This window comes from uncultured Traorella sp., assembly GCF_944327115.1.
Taxonomy (GTDB): domain Bacteria; phylum Bacillota_I; class Bacilli_A; order Erysipelotrichales; family Erysipelotrichaceae; genus Traorella.
Window position 1 is genome coordinate 1 of record NZ_CALVGS010000046.1, and the last position, 20,834, is coordinate 20,834.

General features: G+C 36.9%; 25 protein-coding genes. 21 read left to right on the forward strand and 4 right to left on the reverse strand.

Going from position 1 to position 20,834, the window contains the following annotated elements; genetic code table 11:
* Nucleotides 1-145: 145 nt before the first annotated feature.
* Together Q0K35_RS04125 and Q0K35_RS04130 are read right to left on the reverse strand one after the other, a co-directional pair.
* Nucleotides 146-1,465, reverse strand: coding sequence for an ISL3 family transposase (locus Q0K35_RS04125; RefSeq protein ID WP_294561408.1), 1,320 nt, complete (start codon nucleotides 1,463-1,465; stop codon nucleotides 146-148).
* Nucleotides 1,466-1,701: 236 nt separating this feature from the next.
* A complete protein-coding gene (locus Q0K35_RS04130; RefSeq protein WP_071440887.1) occupies nucleotides 1,702-1,902 on the reverse strand; it encodes a cold-shock protein in 201 nt (66 codons plus the stop codon).
* A 365-nt stretch (nucleotides 1,903-2,267) separates the two neighbouring features.
* On the opposite strand from Q0K35_RS04130, the gene upp reads away from it, so the two are divergent.
* From upp to atpC, 11 genes are read left to right on the forward strand one after another with little or no spacing between them, the layout of a single operon-like run.
* Nucleotides 2,268-2,888, forward strand: coding sequence for a uracil phosphoribosyltransferase (upp, locus tag Q0K35_RS04135; protein ID WP_294561409.1), 621 nt, complete (start codon nucleotides 2,268-2,270; stop codon nucleotides 2,886-2,888).
* Entirely contained in the window at nucleotides 2,888-3,076 is a 189-nt protein-coding gene (locus tag Q0K35_RS04140; RefSeq protein WP_294561410.1) for a hypothetical protein, read from the forward strand. The genes upp and Q0K35_RS04140 overlap by 1 nt, the downstream gene beginning before the upstream one ends.
* Nucleotides 3,066-3,419: an ATP synthase subunit I gene (locus Q0K35_RS04145; RefSeq protein WP_294561411.1), complete on the forward strand. Its 354-nt coding sequence runs from the start codon at nucleotides 3,066-3,068 to the stop codon at nucleotides 3,417-3,419. The genes Q0K35_RS04140 and Q0K35_RS04145 overlap by 11 nt, the downstream gene beginning before the upstream one ends.
* 4 nt (nucleotides 3,420-3,423) lie before the next feature.
* A complete protein-coding gene (locus Q0K35_RS04150; protein ID WP_294561412.1) occupies nucleotides 3,424-4,140 on the forward strand; it encodes a FoF1 ATP synthase subunit a in 717 nt (238 codons plus the stop codon).
* 24 nt (nucleotides 4,141-4,164) lie between these two features.
* Entirely contained in the window at nucleotides 4,165-4,413 is a 249-nt protein-coding gene (atpE, locus tag Q0K35_RS04155) for an ATP synthase F0 subunit C (protein ID WP_281627587.1), read from the forward strand.
* A gap of 18 nt (nucleotides 4,414-4,431) precedes the next feature.
* Complete coding sequence (atpF, locus tag Q0K35_RS04160) at nucleotides 4,432-4,932, forward strand: F0F1 ATP synthase subunit B (protein WP_294561413.1); 501 nt, start codon at nucleotides 4,432-4,434, stop codon at nucleotides 4,930-4,932.
* Between the two features lie 2 nt (nucleotides 4,933-4,934).
* The gene (gene atpH, locus Q0K35_RS04165) at nucleotides 4,935-5,462 is read left to right on the forward strand and encodes an ATP synthase F1 subunit delta (RefSeq protein ID WP_294561414.1); all 528 of its coding nucleotides are present in this window, start codon (nucleotides 4,935-4,937) and stop codon (nucleotides 5,460-5,462) included.
* Nucleotides 5,463-5,471: 9 nt separating this feature from the next.
* On the forward strand, nucleotides 5,472-6,992 hold the full coding sequence (atpA, locus tag Q0K35_RS04170; RefSeq protein WP_294561415.1) for a F0F1 ATP synthase subunit alpha: 1,521 nt from the start codon (nucleotides 5,472-5,474) through the stop codon (nucleotides 6,990-6,992).
* Nucleotides 6,993-6,994: 2 nt separating this feature from the next.
* Nucleotides 6,995-7,828, forward strand: a complete 834-nt coding sequence (atpG, locus tag Q0K35_RS04175) for an ATP synthase F1 subunit gamma (protein ID WP_294561416.1) — start codon at nucleotides 6,995-6,997, stop codon at nucleotides 7,826-7,828.
* Nucleotides 7,829-7,842: 14 nt separating this feature from the next.
* A complete protein-coding gene (gene atpD, locus Q0K35_RS04180; RefSeq protein WP_294561417.1) occupies nucleotides 7,843-9,246 on the forward strand; it encodes a F0F1 ATP synthase subunit beta in 1,404 nt (467 codons plus the stop codon).
* 1 nt (nucleotide 9,247) lies between these two features.
* Entirely contained in the window at nucleotides 9,248-9,640 is a 393-nt protein-coding gene (gene atpC / locus Q0K35_RS04185; protein WP_294561418.1) for an ATP synthase F1 subunit epsilon, read from the forward strand.
* A gap of 66 nt (nucleotides 9,641-9,706) precedes the next feature.
* On the opposite strand, the gene Q0K35_RS11550 is transcribed toward atpC, so the two are convergent.
* Nucleotides 9,707-9,982 (reverse strand): helix-turn-helix transcriptional regulator, encoded by a 276-nt coding sequence (locus tag Q0K35_RS11550; protein ID WP_365936209.1) that lies wholly within the window; start codon nucleotides 9,980-9,982, stop codon nucleotides 9,707-9,709.
* Nucleotides 9,983-10,092: 110 nt separating this feature from the next.
* Here Q0K35_RS11550 and Q0K35_RS04190 point away from each other — a divergent pair, with 110 nt between their 5' ends.
* The 9 genes from Q0K35_RS04190 (at nucleotide 10,093) to Q0K35_RS04230 (ending at nucleotide 18,580) form a co-directional block, all read left to right on the forward strand.
* A complete protein-coding gene (locus tag Q0K35_RS04190; RefSeq protein ID WP_294561419.1) occupies nucleotides 10,093-12,114 on the forward strand; it encodes an HTH domain-containing protein in 2,022 nt (673 codons plus the stop codon).
* Nucleotides 12,115-12,226: 112 nt separating this feature from the next.
* On the forward strand, nucleotides 12,227-12,637 hold the full coding sequence (locus tag Q0K35_RS04195; RefSeq protein WP_294561420.1) for a hypothetical protein: 411 nt from the start codon (nucleotides 12,227-12,229) through the stop codon (nucleotides 12,635-12,637).
* A 16-nt stretch (nucleotides 12,638-12,653) separates the two neighbouring features.
* A complete protein-coding gene (locus tag Q0K35_RS04200) occupies nucleotides 12,654-13,142 on the forward strand; it encodes a PTS sugar transporter subunit IIB (RefSeq protein ID WP_294561421.1) in 489 nt (162 codons plus the stop codon).
* Nucleotides 13,143-13,163: 21 nt separating this feature from the next.
* Nucleotides 13,164-13,973 (forward strand): PTS sugar transporter subunit IIC, encoded by an 810-nt coding sequence (locus tag Q0K35_RS04205; RefSeq protein ID WP_294561422.1) that lies wholly within the window; start codon nucleotides 13,164-13,166, stop codon nucleotides 13,971-13,973.
* Nucleotides 13,973-14,791, forward strand: coding sequence for a PTS system mannose/fructose/sorbose family transporter subunit IID (locus tag Q0K35_RS04210; protein ID WP_294561423.1), 819 nt, complete (start codon nucleotides 13,973-13,975; stop codon nucleotides 14,789-14,791). The genes Q0K35_RS04205 and Q0K35_RS04210 overlap by 1 nt, the downstream gene beginning before the upstream one ends.
* Nucleotides 14,792-14,875: 84 nt before the next feature.
* Nucleotides 14,876-15,691, forward strand: a complete 816-nt coding sequence (locus tag Q0K35_RS04215; RefSeq protein WP_294561424.1) for a ChbG/HpnK family deacetylase — start codon at nucleotides 14,876-14,878, stop codon at nucleotides 15,689-15,691.
* A 2-nt stretch (nucleotides 15,692-15,693) separates the two neighbouring features.
* A complete protein-coding gene (locus Q0K35_RS04220; protein WP_294561425.1) occupies nucleotides 15,694-16,581 on the forward strand; it encodes a hypothetical protein in 888 nt (295 codons plus the stop codon).
* Nucleotides 16,578-17,375: a ChbG/HpnK family deacetylase gene (locus Q0K35_RS04225; RefSeq protein ID WP_294561426.1), complete on the forward strand. Its 798-nt coding sequence runs from the start codon at nucleotides 16,578-16,580 to the stop codon at nucleotides 17,373-17,375. The genes Q0K35_RS04220 and Q0K35_RS04225 overlap by 4 nt, the downstream gene beginning before the upstream one ends.
* An 8-nt stretch (nucleotides 17,376-17,383) precedes the next feature.
* Nucleotides 17,384-18,580 carry an amidohydrolase family protein gene (locus Q0K35_RS04230; protein WP_294561427.1) on the forward strand — a complete coding sequence of 399 codons (1,197 nt, stop codon included), beginning with the start codon at nucleotides 17,384-17,386 and terminating at the stop codon, nucleotides 18,578-18,580.
* 36 nt (nucleotides 18,581-18,616) lie between these two features.
* Here Q0K35_RS04230 and Q0K35_RS04235 read toward each other — a convergent pair whose 3' ends face one another.
* Nucleotides 18,617-19,432, reverse strand: coding sequence for an HAD family hydrolase (locus tag Q0K35_RS04235; RefSeq protein WP_294561428.1), 816 nt, complete (start codon nucleotides 19,430-19,432; stop codon nucleotides 18,617-18,619).
* A 139-nt stretch (nucleotides 19,433-19,571) separates the two neighbouring features.
* On the opposite strand from Q0K35_RS04235, the gene Q0K35_RS04240 reads away from it, so the two are divergent.
* Entirely contained in the window at nucleotides 19,572-19,988 is a 417-nt protein-coding gene (locus tag Q0K35_RS04240; RefSeq protein WP_294561429.1) for a GNAT family N-acetyltransferase, read from the forward strand.
* Nucleotides 19,989-20,834: the final 846 nt, after the last annotated feature.

Sequence of the window (20,834 nt, forward strand, 5' to 3'; positions counted from 1 at the left end):
GGTAATTTAAACTAGTGAGTGGTTTAAAGAAATTACGCTTTAAACTAATGAGTGGTTTATAAAGAAGAGAAACAGATGATATAAAGGATGTGAAACCTCGATATCATCTGTTTTTTTTGTGCCGAGAAAAAGCTTTTCAGTTAAATTATTTTGTTTTTTTATTTGTGGTATATTTATCTGATCTTAATTGATCGTTTATGGAATAGAATACTTTTCTGTTTAGAGCCAGTAGACAGCGCTTTCTAAACCTTGTGAAGTTGCTTATTCCGTTGGAAACTGTCAAATACGTACGGATCTGACCGTTGATGTTTTCTGAAAGTGCATTACTAAGCTTTCTTTCGTTAATAGGTCTTTTAAATGAATTCAGTATTTCTGTTCTCCAGTTTTCAAGAATCGATACAAATTCGCTGTATTCTGGCAGTTGGGCTTCTTTGAAGGCTTCGTATATGGAATCAAACCATGATTCGCAGTCTTTTTCAGTGGCACTCTCATTGAAGTGCAGATACATTTCCTTTAACCGGTATCCGAGTGCTAAGTTTTCACTAATGCCCAATATCATATCCAATAGATTTCTCTTATTTAATTTTTTCTTAAAGTGCCGGTTGTATACAGGTTCATTATCCAGATATACATCTTTCTCAATAAGGTCCTTCCATGTCTTAAGAAGATAATAGCTGGTAGAATTGTAATCTACCTGATACATGATATTGAGGCGTATTCGTCGAAAACAGTCCATAAGATGCTTGACCACATGAAAGGGATCTACGGCTATGAGTGCATTCTTTAAATAGGTGACAGCTATGTCTTTATAAGGTTCCCACATGTCGATAGTAACGTAATGAACCTGATTTCTTTCTTCAATAGGAATTCTATCGAAATATCTTTTTAATTCAGCCTTGGAACGTGACGGAAGAATCTCAAACAGAGATCTGTTTGTATTATCCACCATGACACATAGATAAGCGGAATCGGATCTCTTAGCCATTTTGGAATGAATTTCATCAATACCGATAGATTCAGGAAGGCGAATTCTAGGGATATTGACAAAGCTATCAAAATAGCGCTGTACCTGAGTAACAGAAATATGGTTTGATTCAGCTACCATGGAATAGGTATAGTTTAAATTAGATAAAGATTTCATAATGTTGGTCATGGAAAGATAGGAATTCTTAAAATTAGGAAAAGTGAAAGGATTCTTTCCAGAGAATGTACGCAGGCATTCATTGCATTGATATCTGTTATTCTTGAAAACGATGATGCATTTACGGTCAGTGAGTTTGGAGTGGTTGATGATCTTTGGCTTTGAATAGCCATGCAGATGAGTGATGCCGTGGCAATAGGGGCATCTAAGCTTTTCAGGTTTCAAAGAGATATGAAGTTCAGTCAAATCTTTTGACGAGGAAACTTCAATATTTTTGATCATCTCTTTGTCGATATTGAATAAATCTGTGATAAAATCATACATAGGTTTAAACCTCCTTCGTGAGTATTTTTTCTCGGCAAAGAAATAATAACACGAAGGCTTTTTTCATACTAAAAAGAGGGTACCCACATGAGATGTTAAAGATACCCACACATAAAGTTAAATAGGTTTTAAAATGGCAACACCAAAGTTTAGAGCTATGGCACACCCACACACGAATTTAAAGTGCCAAAAAAAGCCGCAGTTTTTACGCTGCGGCATTTCTAATGTCTGTTAGATTAGAGAAGAACGACGTTCTTTGCCTGATCTCCCTGGTTTCCTTTTACGACATCAAAGGACACTTTTGCGCCTTCTTCAAGCGTTTTAAAGCCGTCGCTTTGAATTGATGAATAATGTACGAATACATCTTTTGCACCCTCCATCGTAATAAAACCAAATCCTTTTTCACTATTGAACCATTTAACTGTTCCTGTACTCATTGTTAAGTACCTCCTATTTCTGTAATAAGTCTAGAGGTATAAAAAAACATATGTGAAACACGATTTTTAACCCTTTAAATAAACATACAGACTCGTATTTACATATGTGAATGGATATTTATTAGCTTGTTACATGCATACTTTATCATCACTCTAAGGCAAAGTCAACAACAATGCACATTTATTTTTATAATTGTAACTTTGAATCAAGAGATCTGATGAAGATATGATGAATAAAAAATGAATGATCATGTCTATTCTACGATTCCTGATAGATATATATGAAGGCAGCAGCGAATTTACTTGGAAAATTCTTATACAAATGGTAGAATATACTAAATGCAGAAAGAAGGAGAAGACGAATTATGTTAAAAGTACTTGATCATCCGTTGATTACACACAAGCTGGCGATTATGCGTGATAAAGACACGTCTACAAAGGATTTCAGACAGAATCTTGATGAAATTGCAGGACTTATGGCTTATGAAATCACTCGTGATTTTCCGACTAAGAAGATCGAGGTCGAAACGCCGATGGGTCCTTGTACTACAAAAGCTTTATCAAAAGATATCGTATTAGTACCGATCTTAAGAGCAGGATTGGGTATGGTTTCAGGTATTTTGGATCTTGTGCCGACAGCAAAGGTGGCTCATATTGGTTTATATCGTGATGAAGAAACATTAGAGCCTCATGAATATTTCGCAAAATATCCAAAAAACATGAAAGATGCGGTCGTTATGATCGTCGATCCGATGCTGGCAACTGGTGGAAGTGCCAATGCCGCTATTACGATGGTAAAGAAACAGGGAGCGCGTAATATCCGTTTGGTATGTCTGGTAGGTGTTCCGGAAGGCGTTCGTGCTGTTGAGGATATGCATCCGGATGTAGATATTTATCTGGCAGCATTAGATGACAAGCTCAATGATGTAGGATATATCGTACCGGGACTTGGAGATGCAGGTGATCGTATTTTTGGTACGAAGTAATGAGCGGAATTAAGGCGGTTCATAGATTTCTGTCCCGCCTTATTTTTGGAAGTGGATTGGCAATCTGGCTGGGCATGAAGGCAGATGATCTGTTGAATACGTCGCCATTATTGCTGATCCTATTTCTTTTATATGTTGTCTTAGGGAGCTTATATCTGCTTGTAAAGGAGTTACCTTGTGGAAAATAAAGTAAGGATGTTGAAAAAAGTTGGTTTACTTTCAATTGGGATCACTGTTGTAGTCATGCTCCTGTCACTGCTTTTTTGGGATAAGAGCGTTGCGATTGGAATCGGACTCGGATGTATGATCGGTCTTATTGGTTTTAATATGATCGTTCAGTGGGGATTCCGTGTACAGGAAACAGGTAGCATGCGTTCTGCTTTTTTCAGTTATATGTTAAGATATTTCTTTTATGGCTGTATGTTTGTTTTAAGCTATTATATGGGGGCTAACCTGTTAGGGATATTAGCAGGTTTTATATGCCATAAAGTAAGCGTTTACATTTATTCGATACGCGATGGCGGGAGGTGATAATTTGTATGAAACTTTCGATGGGCTCGTAATTCATCTGGCAGGCTTTGAATTAGCGATCCATACCAGTGTGCTGGTTTGGCTTGGTATCTGTTTAGCAGCAGGTATTATGCTGGTCGCAGCTGGAAGAAAATTTAAGAAAGCAGATGTCAGCAAGGCGCCTGGTGGCATGGTACTTGTCTTTGAACAGATAGTGGGATTATTGACCTTTATTGTTGGAAATTCGCTTGGGAAGAATACGAGAAAATATTTATGGTTCTATGGAACCTGTATGATTTTGATGCTGATGAGCAATCTGAGCGGACTTTTAGGAGTTCAGCCTCCAACAAGTAATTTAAGTGTAAATGTGACATTAGCATTGACCATGTGGCTGATCATTCAGACAACAAGCTTAAAGGAAAAGGGTCTTATGGGAAAAATCAAAGGCTGGTGTGAACCGCTTTGGCCGTTATTTCCATTAAATGTTTTGGGAGATTTTACATTGCCTTTATCGCTTTCCCTGCGTTTATTTGGAAATCTTTTAGGCGGTACGATCATTATGGGGCTTGTATATTCACTGTTTAGTGCGTTAAATTCAATTTTAAATGGTTTAGGCATCGTCTTGCTTGCAGTTACGCCCTTCCTGCATGCATATTTTGATATATTTGCAGGGTTTATTCAAACGTATATATTTTTTACAATCGCAACATTCTTCCTCGGTCAGGAATTAGGGGAAGAATAACCACATCGACAGGAGGTAAAAAAGATGGGAGAATTTAATCAGTATTTCGTAGCCGGTATGGCTGTTTTAGGTGCCGGTATTGCCATGGTTGCCGGACTTGGGCCGGGAATCGGTGAAGGTATCGCAGCTAGTAAAGCTTGCGAAGCTGTAGGACGCAACCCGGATGCAGAAGGTAAGATCCGTAATATGATGGTCTTAGGTATTGCGTTATCAGAAACAACAGGTATTTATGCGTTGATCATTGCCTTGCTGCTTATTTTCTTGAAGGCATAAGCAGCCGGTGAGGATATCATGAATATTAATATAGAAAATTATCTTCGGCTTAATTTCACAGATATGATCCTCATTTTAATATCGACTCTTTTGATTTGCCTAATTGCAAAGAAATACTTTTGGCGCTATGTACTGGAATATTTGGATAAGCGTAAAAAACTGATTCAGGATGAATTGGATCGCGCTAAAAAGAGCGAGCAGGAGGCTGAAGCATATAAGCAGAAGTATGCACAGCAGTTGAAAAATGCGAAAGATGAGGCAAATGCAATCTTAGATAAAGCAAGAGAAGAGGCAAATGTACAAAGAGATCAGATCGTTGAGAAGGCCCGGCTTGATGCGAAGATGAAGCTGGAAAAAGCTCAGCAGGATATTGAAACAGAAATGCATCATGCCAAGAAAAAAATTCAAGAGGAAATTACAGAGGTTGCGTTTATGGCGGCTCAAAAGATACTTGAAAAAGAAATTGATGAGGAAACGCAGAAAAACTATGTCGAAGCGTTTATCGAAGAGGATAAATAGTTATGGCGGATGCAGTGGCAAAGGCATATGCAATGGCTTTATTTGAGATAGCACAGGATAATGACAAATGTGATGAATATCGTTTGATCATGCGTGATATTAAAAAGACCTCGGATGAGAAATTCATTCAGCTTTTATGTCATCCAAAAATCAGCAAGCAGGAAAAGAAAGCATGTATTGATAAGGTGTATGAGGATTATTTAGATCCTGTATTGATTCATTTTCTTAAGGTTTTGATCGATAAGAACCGTTTTCGTTATATTCATGCGATCTGTGATGAATTTGATCAGATCTATATCGGTCATTTTAATATCATACAGGCTGTGGTGTATAGTGCCGGTGAATTAAATGAAGATGAAAAAAGCAGGCTGAAGAAGAAGCTGGAAAAGAAATATAAATGTTCCATTGAATGTGAATACAAGATCGATCCTTCTTTACTGGCCGGTATCAAAGTCATCATCCAAGATGAGGTTTTAGACAATACTGCAGTCAATAGATTAAAGAAGATGAAAGCAGCATCAATAAGGTGAGGTGAACACATGAGCATAAAAGTAGAAGAAATCAGTAAGATCATTAAGGATCAGATCTTACATTATGATGATCAATTAGAAGAAAGTGAAACGGGTAGTGTCATAACTGTGGGTGATGGCATTGCTTTGATTCACGGCTTGAGTCATGCGATGGCCGGTGAGCTGCTGTTGTTCCCTCATGAAGTCTATGGCATGGTGCTTAATCTTGAAGAAGACCATGTCGGAGCGGTTCTGATGGGAAGCGATACCTTGATCAGTGAGGGTGATATCGTGAAACGTACCGGAAGGATCGTGGAAGTACCGGTAGGTGATGCATTGCTTGGGCGTGTCGTAAATGCTTTAGGACAGCCGATTGATGGAAAAGAAGCGATTCATACAGATAAAACAAGACCGATTGAGCGTGTAGCACCGGGTGTCATGACTCGTAAATCAGTTCATCAGCCTTTACAGACCGGTCTTAAGATCATTGATTCAATGATTCCGATTGGCAAAGGACAGCGGGAGCTGATCATCGGCGATCGTCAAACAGGGAAAACAGCGATTGCAATCGATACGATCTTGAATCAAAAGGGAAAGAATGTAAACTGTATTTATGTAGCGATCGGACAGAAAGCAAGCACAGTTGCGCAAATCGTTGAAAAATTAAGACAACATGGGGCTCTTGAATATACGACGATCGTCAGTGCAACAGCCAGTGAATTGGCACCTTTGCAGTATATTGCGCCTTATAGCGGATGTGCTATGGGTGAGGAATGGATGGAGCAGGGGAAGGATGTGCTCATCGTTTATGATGATCTAAGCAAGCATGCGATCGCTTATCGTACATTATCTTTATTATTGAAGCGTCCTCCGGGAAGAGAAGCTTATCCGGGAGATGTTTTCTATCTTCATTCAAGGCTGCTTGAAAGAGCCGCTAAAATGAGCGATGAATATGGTGCAGGGTCTATGACGGCCTTACCGATCATTGAAACGCAGGCAGGAGATATTTCGGCATATATTCCGACCAATGTCATCTCCATTACAGATGGACAGATCTTCCTGCAAAGCGAATTATTCAATGAAGGAATCCGTCCGGCAGTGGATAGCGGGCTATCAGTATCGCGTGTCGGCGGAAGTGCCCAGGTTAAAGCGATGAAACAGGTGAGCGGATCGCTGAAGCTTGAATTGGCTCAATATCATGAAATGCAGGCCTTTTCTAAATTTGGCAGCGATCTGGATGATTCGACAAAAAAGATTCTGGAACATGGTATCAAGCTAACGGAGCTTTTGAAGCAGCCACAGTATGAACCGATGCCGCTTGAGGAACAGATCTTATCATTATTTGCCGCTAAATATGGATATTTAAAGAAGATCGATGCGAAAGATGTACATCGTTATGAAAAAGAAATGCTTAAAATGATGAAGGATCGTCATCCGGCAATCTTAAAAGAAATCGTTGATAAAGAATCGATTGATGATCAGCTGAATGGAATGATCAAAGAGGTTCTTAATACATTTACTGCTGATTTTATTTCAGAAATTGAGGCGTGATCATGAGTGGTTCACAATTAGCTATTAAAAATAGAATCCGCTCGATCGAGTCTACGAAGAAGATTACCAAAGCAATGCAGCTGGTTGCTGCCAGCAAGTATCAGCGTCAAAAAGAGCGGATGAGCAAAAATAAAGAATATGCGAATGAGCTTAAGGAGCTGTTAGACAGTATCCTTGCTGATCTGGATAACAATGATCATCCTTATTTGAAAAAAAGAGAGGACGCTCATCCGTGCACGATAATTTATACGAGTGATATGGGCTTATGCGGAAGCTTCAATGCCAATATATTTAAATTGATAGAAAATGAATGTTTGTCAGATGAAGAAATTATCATGTTAGGTGCTCGCGGAGCGGGATGGATCAAAAATAAAAATTATCATGTAACGCAAACACTTGTGCAGCTGGGAGATGACTGTTATTCAGATATCGCTTCTTTTGCGGAACAATTGTTGGAGAAGTATCTGAATAATGAAGTAAGCTCGATTCATGTCATATATACAGAATTTAAAAATCCAATGACTTTTGTTCCCCATAAGATGAAGATCCTTCCGGTGGAGGAAAAGAAAAGGGAAGGGAACAGGATCGATACGATCTTTGAACCGGAAGAAGAAGAAATTCTTGAAAAGCTTATTCCTATGGCAGTGAAAAGCATTCTTTATAGTTATTATCTGGAAACAAAGACCAGTGAACAGGCAAGCAGAAGGATATCCATGGAAAATGCGTCAGATAATGCTCAGGAATTAAAGGATACGTTGACTTTACAGTATAATCAGGCACGGCAGGCAGCAATTACACAAGAAATTACTGAAATCGTCGCAGGCAGTGCTACTTAGGGAAAGGAGCCGTTATGACAAAAAATATTGGAAAAATCGTTCAGGTAATCGGTCCTGTCGTTGATATTCATTTTGAGGGACATCTGCCATCGCTTTTAAATGCAATTGAAATCGAAAACACACATACTTCTTCAAGACTGGTGGTTGAAGTAGCCCAGCATATCGGTGACGATCGGGTACGCTGTATTGCCATGGGCGGAACCGATGGTTTGGTCAGAGGCATGGATGCGATCGATACGGGTGCTCCTATCAGTGTTCCGGTTGGTGAAGAAGTATTAGGAAGAATGTTCAATGTATTAGGTGAGGTGATCGATGAGGGAGAACCTTTACCTGAAACGGTGAAGAAAATGCCGATCCATCGCCCAGCACCAAGTTTTGATGAACAGCAGACAACAGCCGAAATATTCGAAACAGGCATTAAAGTGATCGATTTGCTGTGTCCATATCCGAAAGGCGGCAAGATTGGTCTTTTTGGAGGAGCCGGAGTTGGCAAGACCGTCCTGATTCAGGAACTGATTCATAATATTGCTATTAAGCATGGCGGTTTATCGGTAGTTGCCGGTGTCGGTGAACGGACTCGTGAAGGAAATGATCTGTATCATGAAATGAAGGATTCCGGTGTTTTGGATAAAACGGTTTTAGTTTATGGACAGATGAATGAATCTCCGGGAGCAAGAATGCGCGTAGGGCTAAGTGCACTGACGATGGCTGAATATTATCGTGATGTCAATCATCAGGATGTTCTTTTGTTTATTGATAATATCTTCCGCTTTACCCAGGCCGGAAGTGAAGTGAGCGCTCTTTTGGGAAGAATGCCAAGTGCTGTTGGTTATCAGCCGACCCTGGCCACAGAAATGGGGCAGTTACAGGAAAGGATCACATCAACAAAAAATGGTTCGATTACTTCTGTACAGGCTATCTATGTACCAGCCGATGATTTAACTGACCCGGCACCTGCGACGGCCTTTAGTCATTTGGATGCGAAGACCGTCTTGGATCGTTCGATTGCTGCTTTAGGTATCTATCCGGCTGTGGATGGATTGGATTCTACGAGCAGGATGCTTGATCCGCTGATCGTAGGTGAAGAGCATTATGAGGTAGCAAGAGGTGTTCAAGAGCTGCTGCAGAAATATAAGGAGCTTCAGGATATCATAGCAATATTAGGCATGGATGAATTGAGCGAAGAAGACAAGCAAATTGTAAATCGTGCACGTCGTGTACGTAATTTCTTATCCCAGCCATTCTTTGCAGGTGAGCAGTTTACGGGAATGCAGGGAAGATACGTTACCAAAGAGGATACGGTTCGTTCTTTTAAAGCCCTGCTGAATGGTGAGTATGATGATTATCCGGAAGCGGCATTTATGTTTGTCGGTTCTATTGAAGAAGTTGTAGAAAAAGCAAAAAGCTTAGGTGAATGATATGATTCAGGTAAAAATCGTAACGCCTAATGGACGTTATAATACATTTGAAGCCAGTAAGCTTCATGCACATACAGCCTATGGAGAATGTACCTTATTACCTAATCATATGCCTCTTGTTGCGATGCTTGAAATTTCAAGGCTGACCTTGACAGTTGATGGAAATGAAAAGGAATTTGCGATATCCAGCGGTATTCTTTACTTCAATAAAAATCAGGCATATATATTGGTGGATGCGATCGAAGGTAAAGAAGAAATTGATTTGGAGCGTGCAAAGAAAAGTGCTGAACGTGCAAGAAAAAGGCTTGAAAGGAAAGATGCTGATACATCGATACGAAGAGCTGAGGTATCTTTACAACGTGCGTTGAATAGAATTCGTATTAAAAACGGATAAAATAAACGATTCTCTTGACCAAACATATTATATTGGAAAAGAGAATCGTATTTTTTCTTATTTAATTTAATGATTATCATTTATTTTAGTTATTTTCACAGATATATCATTTGTTTCATCAGGAATATAATTGATAATATCAGATACATTACAATTCAAAACAAAGCATAAGGTATCTAGGGTTGTTGTTGTAATAGGCTTTCCCTGTTTCATGCGATAGAGGGTATTACTGGATATACCATGATGAAATATCAGATCATATTCTGTTCGTCCTTGTTTAAATAATGTTTGATAAAAAGGATCGTATGAAATCATTGATTTATCCCTCCATATGATACGCATAGTAATATTTTAGCCTACTCAATCAATTGACTATGCTTAATATATTGAGTATAATTTTTCATAGTTAATAAATATGGGATAAATAAATAACAATAAAGGAAAATAGGAATATGAAATATGAAAGTACGCGTCAGTTATACATATGCTATCATCTTATAAGTGCCTCTTTAGAAAATCCGATTTCAAGTGAACAATTAGCTCAATATGCTTCTTGTTCAGTCAGAACCGTAAAATCAGAAATAAAAGTTTTAGATAAAAAATTAAGTGATGAGCATATCGCAAATATTAAGTCAGTACAAAAAAAGGGTTATTATTTGAATGCGTTAGATGCACGTGAATTTATTAATTATGTAAAATATACAAATCGTTTGATATTCGTCTATCGTTTTAATGATATTGATGAATTGAATAAGCGGACGTATTTGATTCAAACACTTTTAAGTGAAAAAACAATTACAATGGATGAAATGGCAAACCGTGTTCATTATTCACGATATTCTTTTCAGGGAATTATGAAATGGGTCAAAGATTTTTTTAATTCTTTTGATATTGAAGTAAAATCGGAGGCTGTTGTCGGTTATTCATTATCAGGAAAAGAAGCCAATTTACGTGCATGTATGGTCGAAGCCTTTTGCAGTCAATATTATCTTGTAGAAAAAAGTGAAGATTTTACGGTAACTAAATTTGAAAACATGTTTTATGAAAATGATCAGGATTATGTTGACTTGCGACATGCTTTTCTAAAAATCTTACGTGAAAGCAAAATATCAATTAAGGATATTGATACTAAAAAAATAGCTACTTATATCATGCTTTTAAAAGACCGGATATCTAAAGGATATCATGTGGATGTAGGAGAAAAGGAAGCTGAAGAGATCAGACAGACCTATGAATATACATTAAGTAAAAATGTTTTCAAGGATCCGCTCATTCAAAAATGGGTACAGCCATCAGAAAATGAAATGATTCATTTCGCGGGATTGCTTCTTGTTTATCGGGATTATAATATCAATAAAATAGATGCGTTCAGTCCTTTGCTTTATAAAGTGTTAGATGAAAGTACAGGTGTTTTATATGAGGCTGAAAAAAGAATGCAGACTACGATCGGTAAAAATTTTTTTGCGTTAGAATTATATGAATTGTTTCGTAATGACTTGATTTCAGTATTGATGAATATTGTTTTGATGAAGCGGTATCGAATGTCGGGAAGGATCCGGCTTATTACTTATGTCGAAACGGTGAGTGAAGATATTACACCGATTGCAAATGAAATTGCCCGTAACTTGCTTTATCATATTCAAAACATCCTACAAGTTGAATCCAATGATTTTTATGTAACGATATTTGCGAACATCTTTGAATATATTTTTCAAAGAATCAAATATAGTTATCAAAAACAACGTTTAGCCTGTGTTTCTGTTTGTGGATTGATCATCGCAAAGCATATGAGCGAAGAACTATTAACCAGTTATGGAAATTATATCTTAAATGCAGATGTTTATAATCAATATGAACTTAGAAGGATCAACTTTGATGATTATGATATCGTCATTTGTGATACTGAAGGCTATGAAAATAACTATCCATTACCCTATGTGACCTATCGTCCTTTTAATCCAAATTATAATCAAACTTATTTATTCCATAATGTATTTAAATATGGATTTACTACTATAAGAATGGAAGAAATCGTAAGGTTTACGAATACGCATGTTGCTTTTACTGTTCTTGAAAAAGGGGAGATTTATGATGGTATCGCACATCTTTTGTGTCAGGATCCATTAAAACAAGTTAAAGATTGGCAAGATAAAGAAAAGATATGTTCTCATTTAGATAATAAAAATCAAATCGTTGTCTTATTTTGTAATTATGACTATACACAAAAAGAATTTATTGAAATCTTTAAAACGAGCAAAAAGAGCTTATGGGAAAATCAGCATATCAATTATATTATAACGGTTTCGATAGATCCTGATATAAGTGTTAATGATATGAAATTATCCAATTGTGTTTTAAATTATCTGATGAATGATTCTCAATTGATTAAGGATCTATATGAAAATAAAGTAAGATGTTTAAATCATATATTCAATATGGCGATCCAACAGGAATTTAACTGGTGGCATCGATAACAAAATGCACTCAAAAGAGTGCATTTTTCATTTTTGCATTTTAAAGCATTACAAACAATACAAACTCATTTTTGGAAAAAATGGTATTGTATAGATGCAGGAGGTGAAAGTGATGCTGAAGATCTTTCTATCATCTCATGGCCATTTGGCTAGTGGAATGAAAAGTTCTTTGGATATATTAGCCGGAGAATCTTCAAAGCTGACAGTATTTGATGCTTATGTAGATGAGCAATCAGTGAAACAAAAGCTTGATGAGTTTTATGAAACAGTGACTGATGAGGATACGGTCGTATTATTGTCAGATTTGTATGGAGGTAGTGTTAATTCGACGATGTACACATATCTGACAAAAAAGAATACGTATCTGGTTGCAGGAATTAATCTGGCATTTTTATTAGAAATCGTGATGCAGGAAGAAGTCACGAAAGAATCATTAGCGAATCTCGTAGCCCAGAGCAGAGAAATGATGTGTTTAGTTGAACTGAATACGGAAGAAGCTGATGAAGATGAAGATTTTTTATAGAAAGTGAGGTGAGAGCATGATTAAAATGGTTCGTTTAGATGAGCGTATGATCCACGGACAGATCGTTATCAAATGGTCACGTATTTTAAATGTCGATCGGATCATTGTTGCCAATGATGCGGCAGCTAGCAACGATATCGTGAAGAAGTCTTTGATGATGGCAGCTCCAGGAACATGTAAGGTAGCCATTAAAAGTGTAGCAGGTGTGATCGAACTGATGAAAAATCCGAAGGCTGCTAATCACGATATATTGATCATTGTCGCAAATCCTAAAGATTTATTAGAGATCGTGAACAATGTGGAGGGCGTTACGCGACTGAATATTGGTAATTACGGAAGAATCAGCGAGGGGGCTGGAACAGTAAGAAAGAAATATACGACAACGTTGTACTGTACAGATGAAGAAGCTGATATATTCAGGGAAATTATTAAAAAGGGTATTGAATGTAATGTTCAGGTACTACCGGATGACATGCCTGAGCCAATATCCAAGATATTTAAATAAAGCAAATAAGGAGGAGAAAATATGGTAGAGGTTGCTTTAAAGCTTTGTTTAGTTTACTGGTTCATTACCTGGTTAGACACCTATATCCTTTCATGGCAGTGTCTGACACGACCAATCGTAGTTGCACCAATTGCCGGTCTTGTGATGGGAGATCTTCAGACAGGAATCATCATGGGTGCATCTTTGGAATCGGTATTTATGGGTATTTCTGCAATTGGAGGATCGATTCCTGCCGATGTGACAACAGGTACGATCATTGCTACGGCATTTACGATATTGACCAATGCAGACATGGAAACAGCCATATCGCTGTCATTGCCAATCGGTACTGTCATGGCCTCCATTAATAGTATGTTTACACCGGTATGGGCAGCATTTGCTCCTTATCTAAAAAAATTAGCAACGGGTGGAAATTTGAAGAAATATGAAATTATATCGCATGTCATCAATATTTTCATTCCATTGGTACCAGCTGTTGTCATGTTCTTTGCAGTGGCTTATGGTGTTGAAGGTTTGGAGAGTCTTATTGCTTCATTACCGGCATGGGTAATGACAGGTTTAAGTGCTGCAAGCTCCATGATGCTGGCTGTAGGATTTGCAATCTTAACGGCTATGATCTGGTCAAAGGAAATTGGTTATTTCTTCTTTGCAGGCTATGTTTTAGTGGCTTACTTATCAATGGATACGCTGGCAATTGCAATCTTGGGTGCTATTGTTGCAGTAACACTATTCTTGCAGGAAAAGCGTTCGCTTGATCTGGAAAATAAGATTACAAAACTTGTAAGTGAAGGAAATGTCAGTGCAAATAGTGAAGAGGAGGATTTCTTCTAATGGAAAAGGTAGTATTATCAGCTGAAGAGAAAAAATTATTAAGAAAAGTACAATTGCGTTCTCATTTGGTTTTCATGGCAGCCAACATGGTTCAGATGGAGGCAAATGGTATGACACATACTTTGGCCCCTGCTTTGGAAGAAATTTATAAAGATGATCCTGAAGGTAAAAAAGAAGCATATGCAAGAAGTCAGCAATTCTTTAATACCCATGCGGTTCCATTCTCATTTATAGCTGGTCTGGTATGGGCAATGGAAAAGGAACATAAAGAAAATAATTCTGTAGATGGACAAACGATTGAAAGTATCAAAGCTGCTTTGATGGGTCCTACTGCGGGAATGTTTGATTCACTGTTCTTCAACTGCTTGCGTATCATTGCTGCCGGTGTAGGTATTGGTCTGTGTTCACAGGGAAATATCTTAGGTACGGTTCTCTTTATCTTGATTTATGGTGTTCCACAGTCGATCCTTAAATTCATTTTTGTAAGAATGGGTTATACGTATGGTACTTCATTCATTGAAATGGTATTTAATTCAGGCTTGATGGCATCCTTTACAAAAGCTGCTTCTATTTTAGGTATTATCATGGTAGGCGCCATGACAGCTTCTATGGTCAGCGTACCTTTGGCATTAACGCTAAATATTGGTGATACATCTGTTGTTATCGGTGATGTAATCAATTCCATTTTCCCGGGACTTTTAGGTGTTTGCCTCTTATTCTGGTATGTATCATTGATTCGCAAAGGTGTACGTCCTACATGGCTTATCGTTATCACGTTAGTGATTGGTTTAGTGGGAGCACTTATCGGATTATTCTAGTGAAATAAGCGTATGAACAGGAAGAAAAGAAGAATCGTTGAATTTTCTTCATTTCTTCCTGTCTTGTTTTAAATGGAGGTTCAAATGAAAAAGAAACTGATTGTAGTAGCAGATGATTTTGGTTTTTCAGAAGCTTATAACTATGGTGTGATTAAAGCTTATAAGGAAGGTATCGTAACTGTTGCATCTTTGATGAGCAATATGGCAGCAGCCAAACATGCCGTTGATCTGGCAAAAGAATATCCTGGTCTTTGTCTGGCTCAGCATACCAATTTTGTACAGGGCTTTCCTGTTTCAAAAGCTGAAGAAGTGCCGTCGATGGTTGATGAAACGGGTGAATTTTATCGCTCCTATCAATGGGCTCCGGTTGGCTTTAATGCTGCGGATAAATGTAAAGGAACGGTAGTTGTTTCTTATGAAGATGCGAAAAAAGAAACGATTGCGCAATTAAACCGTTTTAAGGAACTGGTAGGAGAATATCCAATTCATTTTGAGGGACATTCAGTAATTACTCCAAATATTGAAAAAGCCTTTAATGAAGTCAGTGAAGAATATCATTTACACTGTATGACGACGAAAGAAGAAAATGATGATTTTTATTATGCACATGAACTTGTGTATGGTGAAAAAGGTGAATTTTATATCAATGCGATACAAAGTCCACAAGGACAGAAAGTTGAAGATTTCATTAATAGCAATGGTTATGGTCTTCTTGAAAGTCCTTATGAATATAATGTCATGCACTTCCATCCGGGATATTTAGATGCCTATGTCTTAGATCATACTTCACTGACAATTCAGCGATGTCGCGATTTACAGGTCTTAACGAGCCCACAAGTCAAAGAATGGATCAAAGCACATGATATTGAACTCGTGAATTTTAATGCTTTGCGTAAATGAATATGAAAGAAGAATTATTGCGTTATGCGATCATGATTCCTATTCGCTATAACAGGAATCAAAAAACGGCATTTATAGATATGATGATCGAAGATGCGAAAAAATTGAATCTTGCTTATCGAAGCGAAAAAATGAAAACACGTTTTTTTGAATGTACCAATCTGATCATTGGTGACTTACAACATGCAGATACTGTTTTTATGACAGCTTATGATACACCACAGAGAAACTTTTTTGCAGCTTCACGTTATTATCCGCTTCATTCAAAGAAAAATCAGCAAATCCAGACATTGGAATTTTTGATACATCTGATTCTTTTAATACTTGCCTGTGTGATTACAGTGATGCTTTTATTTAGCTGGAACCAGTTAGCGACTTCGATGAAGATAGGGTATGTATTAATGCTGGGAGTTTTTGCTTTGATGTTGATCTATATGTCTATAAATAAAGCTTCTAAGGTGAATATGAATCGCAATAGCGCTTCTGTCGCAATTATGTATAAACTGATGAAAGAAAAACCAAGGAAAACAGCTTTTGTATTTTTGGATCATGCCGTATCTTCTTATGAAGGTTATAAAGAATTGCTTCAGGATCATGATCTTTCAAAGAAGAAAGTGATCATTTTAGATTCCCTGGCAAAAGGTGAAAAGATCGTATGTGCCACTCTTCAGAAAGAGTCATGTTTTAAAGATCATTTCCAGACAGTTAAATATGATAAGACAGAAGCTTGTGATAATGTTTTACGTCTGATGCCTTATGCATATCTGCTTGTTTCTGCGGATCATGATGAATTTTATGTAGATACAAAAAAAGATGACCGTATCAGTATGGAACAGGTCAATATGATTTATGAGATATTATATAAAAGTTTAATAGAGGAGGATTCATGAAATTATTAGTACAGGGTGATGATTATGGATTTACCAAAGGTGTGACTTATGGAATTATTGAGGCGATCGATCATGGGATCATTACCGCAACAGGAATGTTTACAAATATGCCAATTGCACCATGGGCTGCAACTTTTGTAAAAGAAAGACCGGATTTTTGCTTCGGTATTGATTTTAATATAGTATCAGGACCACCGGTAAGCGATCCTGCTGAGGTCCCTCATCTTGTTGATGGTAATGGGGAATTTATTCGTTCGAAGGAAAGACTCAAAGATCCACGTTTTCAAAGTGAAAAAGGAAGAAGAGAAATGTTTCCATATGATGAAGTATATAAAGAGTTGAAAGCCCAGTATGATCGTTTTGTTGAGTTGTGTGGAAGAAAACCTTCTTATTTGCATGCTCATTCTTTAGGTCATGAACATTACAATGAAGCGATTCAGGCAATCAGTCAGGAAACAGGTATTCCTTATTCCATGGATCTATGGGAAAAATACCATTTTGGAAGTGTTTTGACTATGCCAAAAGAAGTATCAAAGGTGAAAAAGGAATTTAATGCAATCGATCAGTTGAATAAACAGCCATTGAAGAATGTATTGGATAATAGTGATTATCTTTTAAGCTGTGATTATGCATTTGTTGGTGGTCATCCGGGCTATGTCGATGCAGAACTATTATCATTGACAACACTTTCACTTGAAAGATGTCGTGATCTGGAAATGCTGTTATCAGAAGATTTCAAGAAATGGATCGAGGATAATCATATTGAATTGATATCATATAAAGATTTAAAATAGGAGGTTTTATGTATATTCATTCCAATAGGATCTATACGCCTGCGGGTTGTATAGAAGGTATCTTACATATTCAAAATGGAAAGATTAAAGAGATATTATCGAAAAATGCCAATGTGACATGTGATCTTGATGTTCAGGATAAGATGATCTTACCAGGAATCATCGATACACATAATCACGGAACGATGGGATATGGTTTGATGGGTGAATGCCAGGATACTGAAAAGACGGTTCGTGGTTATTTGAAAGGATTGGCATCGCAAGGTGTTACGAGTTGTTTACCAACAGCTGAATTGCCTTATTTTAAAGCAATTGCAAAGATAGCAAAAGAAGAAGTGGATGGTGCCCAGCCTATCGGTATTCATAGCGAAGGCCCTTATTTAAATCGCGTAGGTGAGAAAGGAATCGATACAGGTCATCCGGATATTGATCTGGCTTATATCCAAAAAATGATCGATGAATCAGAAGGAATGCTGAAGCTGGTAGCCTTGGCTCCGGAATTACCATTAGCCAAAGAAGCTATTGAATATCTGACAAGTCGTCATGTAAGATGTGCATTTGCACATAGTAATTGTAATTATGAGGAAGCAATGAGATCTTTTTCATGGGGCATTACTGTAACGACGCATACGGCAAATGTTATGTCTGGAATCCATCATCGTCGCATGGGTGGGTTAGGTGCCTGTATGTTAAGTGATGAAGTTTTTAATGAATTGATATGTGATGGTCTGCATGTATCCAATGAGATGATCCGATTGATGTTACGTATGAAAAATGATGCTTATCATAAGTTTATGATGGTATCTGATAATGTACCGATGTCTGGAGCACCTATTGGAAGCTATCGCATGGCAATGGGCAATGGTGATGAGCTGATCGTTACCATTGATGAAAAAGGTTATTGTTTAAGCGATACCGGCCGTTTATGCGGATCGACTTTACCAGTGCTTTCAGGTGTGAAAAATCTGGTTCAAAATATAGGATTACCTTTGGAAAAAGTATTGCTGATGTGCTCAAAGAATCCGGCTATGGTTTATGGTGCGAATGATAAGGGAAGTATTGAAGAAGGAAAAGATGCGGATCTTATTGTAGTTGATGATCAGTTCCGGCTATTCTACACTTATTCACAAGGACGTTGTGTATATGACAGTCAGAGTGATAAAAATATTTTCAATACTGACTTTTTAAAGGAACATGCCGTATAGCATATAATCATAAAAAATCCTGCATAATGCAGGATTTTATAATACAAATTTTTCTAATATATCAGCAACTGCATTCTCATCATGAGTAAATGGTGAAACATAATGACAAGCTTTTTTGACATCATCATTGGCATTGGCGACACAGGTACCGATACCTGCGGTTTCAATCATTGATATATCATTATAATTATCACCAATCGCAAGCGTATCTTTTAGTGGTATGTTCAATATTGTGGTGAGCTCTTTTAAGGCAGCACCTTTGCTGATGCCGACAGCTGTAAATTCCATATAGCGATTGCTTGAGTATGCAATTGTCGTATTTTTTTTAATTTCATCATTTAACTTTGATTTCAATGAAAATAAAACATTCATATCAGGATACTGATACATCACTTTGACGATTTCTTTATCTTTTAGAAAATCATAATTGTTCTCCTTACAAAGAATTGCATCTTTTTTAAACATCAGCAGCCATTTCTTTTCATCCTCATTCGTATTAAAAGAATAAACATCTTTTGAAGTAAAGACTTGTACACAAAGTTTTAATCTGAATCCCAGTTCAATGATCTGAAAAGCAATCGTATTAGAAAGCTTATGAAACGAAAGCTCATCATTATCTTTATTTTCGGTAATAATAGCCCCGTTGTTTGAAATGACATATTCATTTTCTTTATGATAGACATCTAATGTCATTAATATATCATCAATGTAGGAATAACCTCGACCTGTTGCACAAACGAATTTAACTCCTTTAGCTCTTGCTTTTTGAATGGCTGCATTATCCTTTTCAGTTATCTTTTTATCACTGGTCAACAGTGTTTCATCTAAATCGCATACTACTAATTGAATCATAAATTCTCCTTTTAATTTACACAAAGCTTATTTTACACATAAATAGGATAAAAGGATAGTGGTAAAATCATTTTCTTTTAGATAAAGATTGATAATGATGTTTTCATTATATAAAATGGATATGTAAGGTGGCAGAGTTATGGATATTATTTTATGTGATTATTTATATGATGAAGATGAAGTCTTAACTCTATATAATAGCGTTGGATGGGAAAATTATACACACGACCCGGTCATGCTTAAAAATGCTTACCAGCATTCTTTATACATCATGAGTGCCTATGTTGGAGAAAAACTGGCAGGTATCGTCCGTGCCGTAGGTGATGGATATTCAATTATTTATATACAGGATTTGATCGTACATCCAGACTATCAAAAAAAGGGAATTGGAACAGCGCTGATAAATGCGATATTTGAAAAATATCGAAATGTTTATCAGATTGTTTTATTGAGTGATGAAGATAATGTTGGATTCTATGAGAAAATAGGATTTAAGAAAGCGAGTGATATGGACTGCTGCACTTTTATAAAACAAAGAGAGAGTGAATGTGTTTAATGTAAAATATGAAAATTGCAATGAACCATTTGATGGATTAAACAACTTAAATAAGGACGAGGACTTACATAGGTAGGTGTTATGGATTTTTGAAAGACCTAATGCCTCTTATTTTTTCTAAAACTCTTTTATAATGTGATTGTGAAGTAGTTTTGGCTTATAACTATTTTGCTTTTTGAGCAATCGATAAATCCTGCTGGCTCTGGTACTTTTTTCTTCTTCACAATCAAGGGGTCTTACATACTTTTAAAAGTAATGCCCAAGATTAGATTGAAATTTTCTGTAATATCTTCTATAATGTGGCTGAGAGATAGTTTTGTGGTAGGGCTATCTCGTTTTTTTATTAACGGATAGTTTTATCATAATTTCAAGAAGTCGTCTTACTGCATGAAGAAGTAAACGAAGCTCTCTGAATACGTCTACCATATACACCATCACCTTCCTGCAATCGAAAACCTGTAGATCAGGTGATTTTTATCTATCTCACAGCCCAGGGTCTTACATACTTTTAAAAGTAATGCCCATATTTAAAAGTGATATTTATAGATTGAAAATTTTAGTAGTATCTTTTATAATATGGCTGTGAGGTAGTTTGGGTTGGAACTACTTCCTTTTTTTGTTTAGTAGTTTATCGATACTTTCAAGAAAACGCCTCATTGCGTGAATCAATAAGCGTAGTTCTCTGAATATATCCACCATACACACCATCACCTTCCCGCAATCGAAAGCCTGTAGATCAGGTGATTTTTACCTCACAACCTATGGGACTTACATACCTAAAGTAATGCCAATATTTAAAAGTGAAACTTATAGATCGAAAGTTTAAGTAGTATCTTTTATAATATG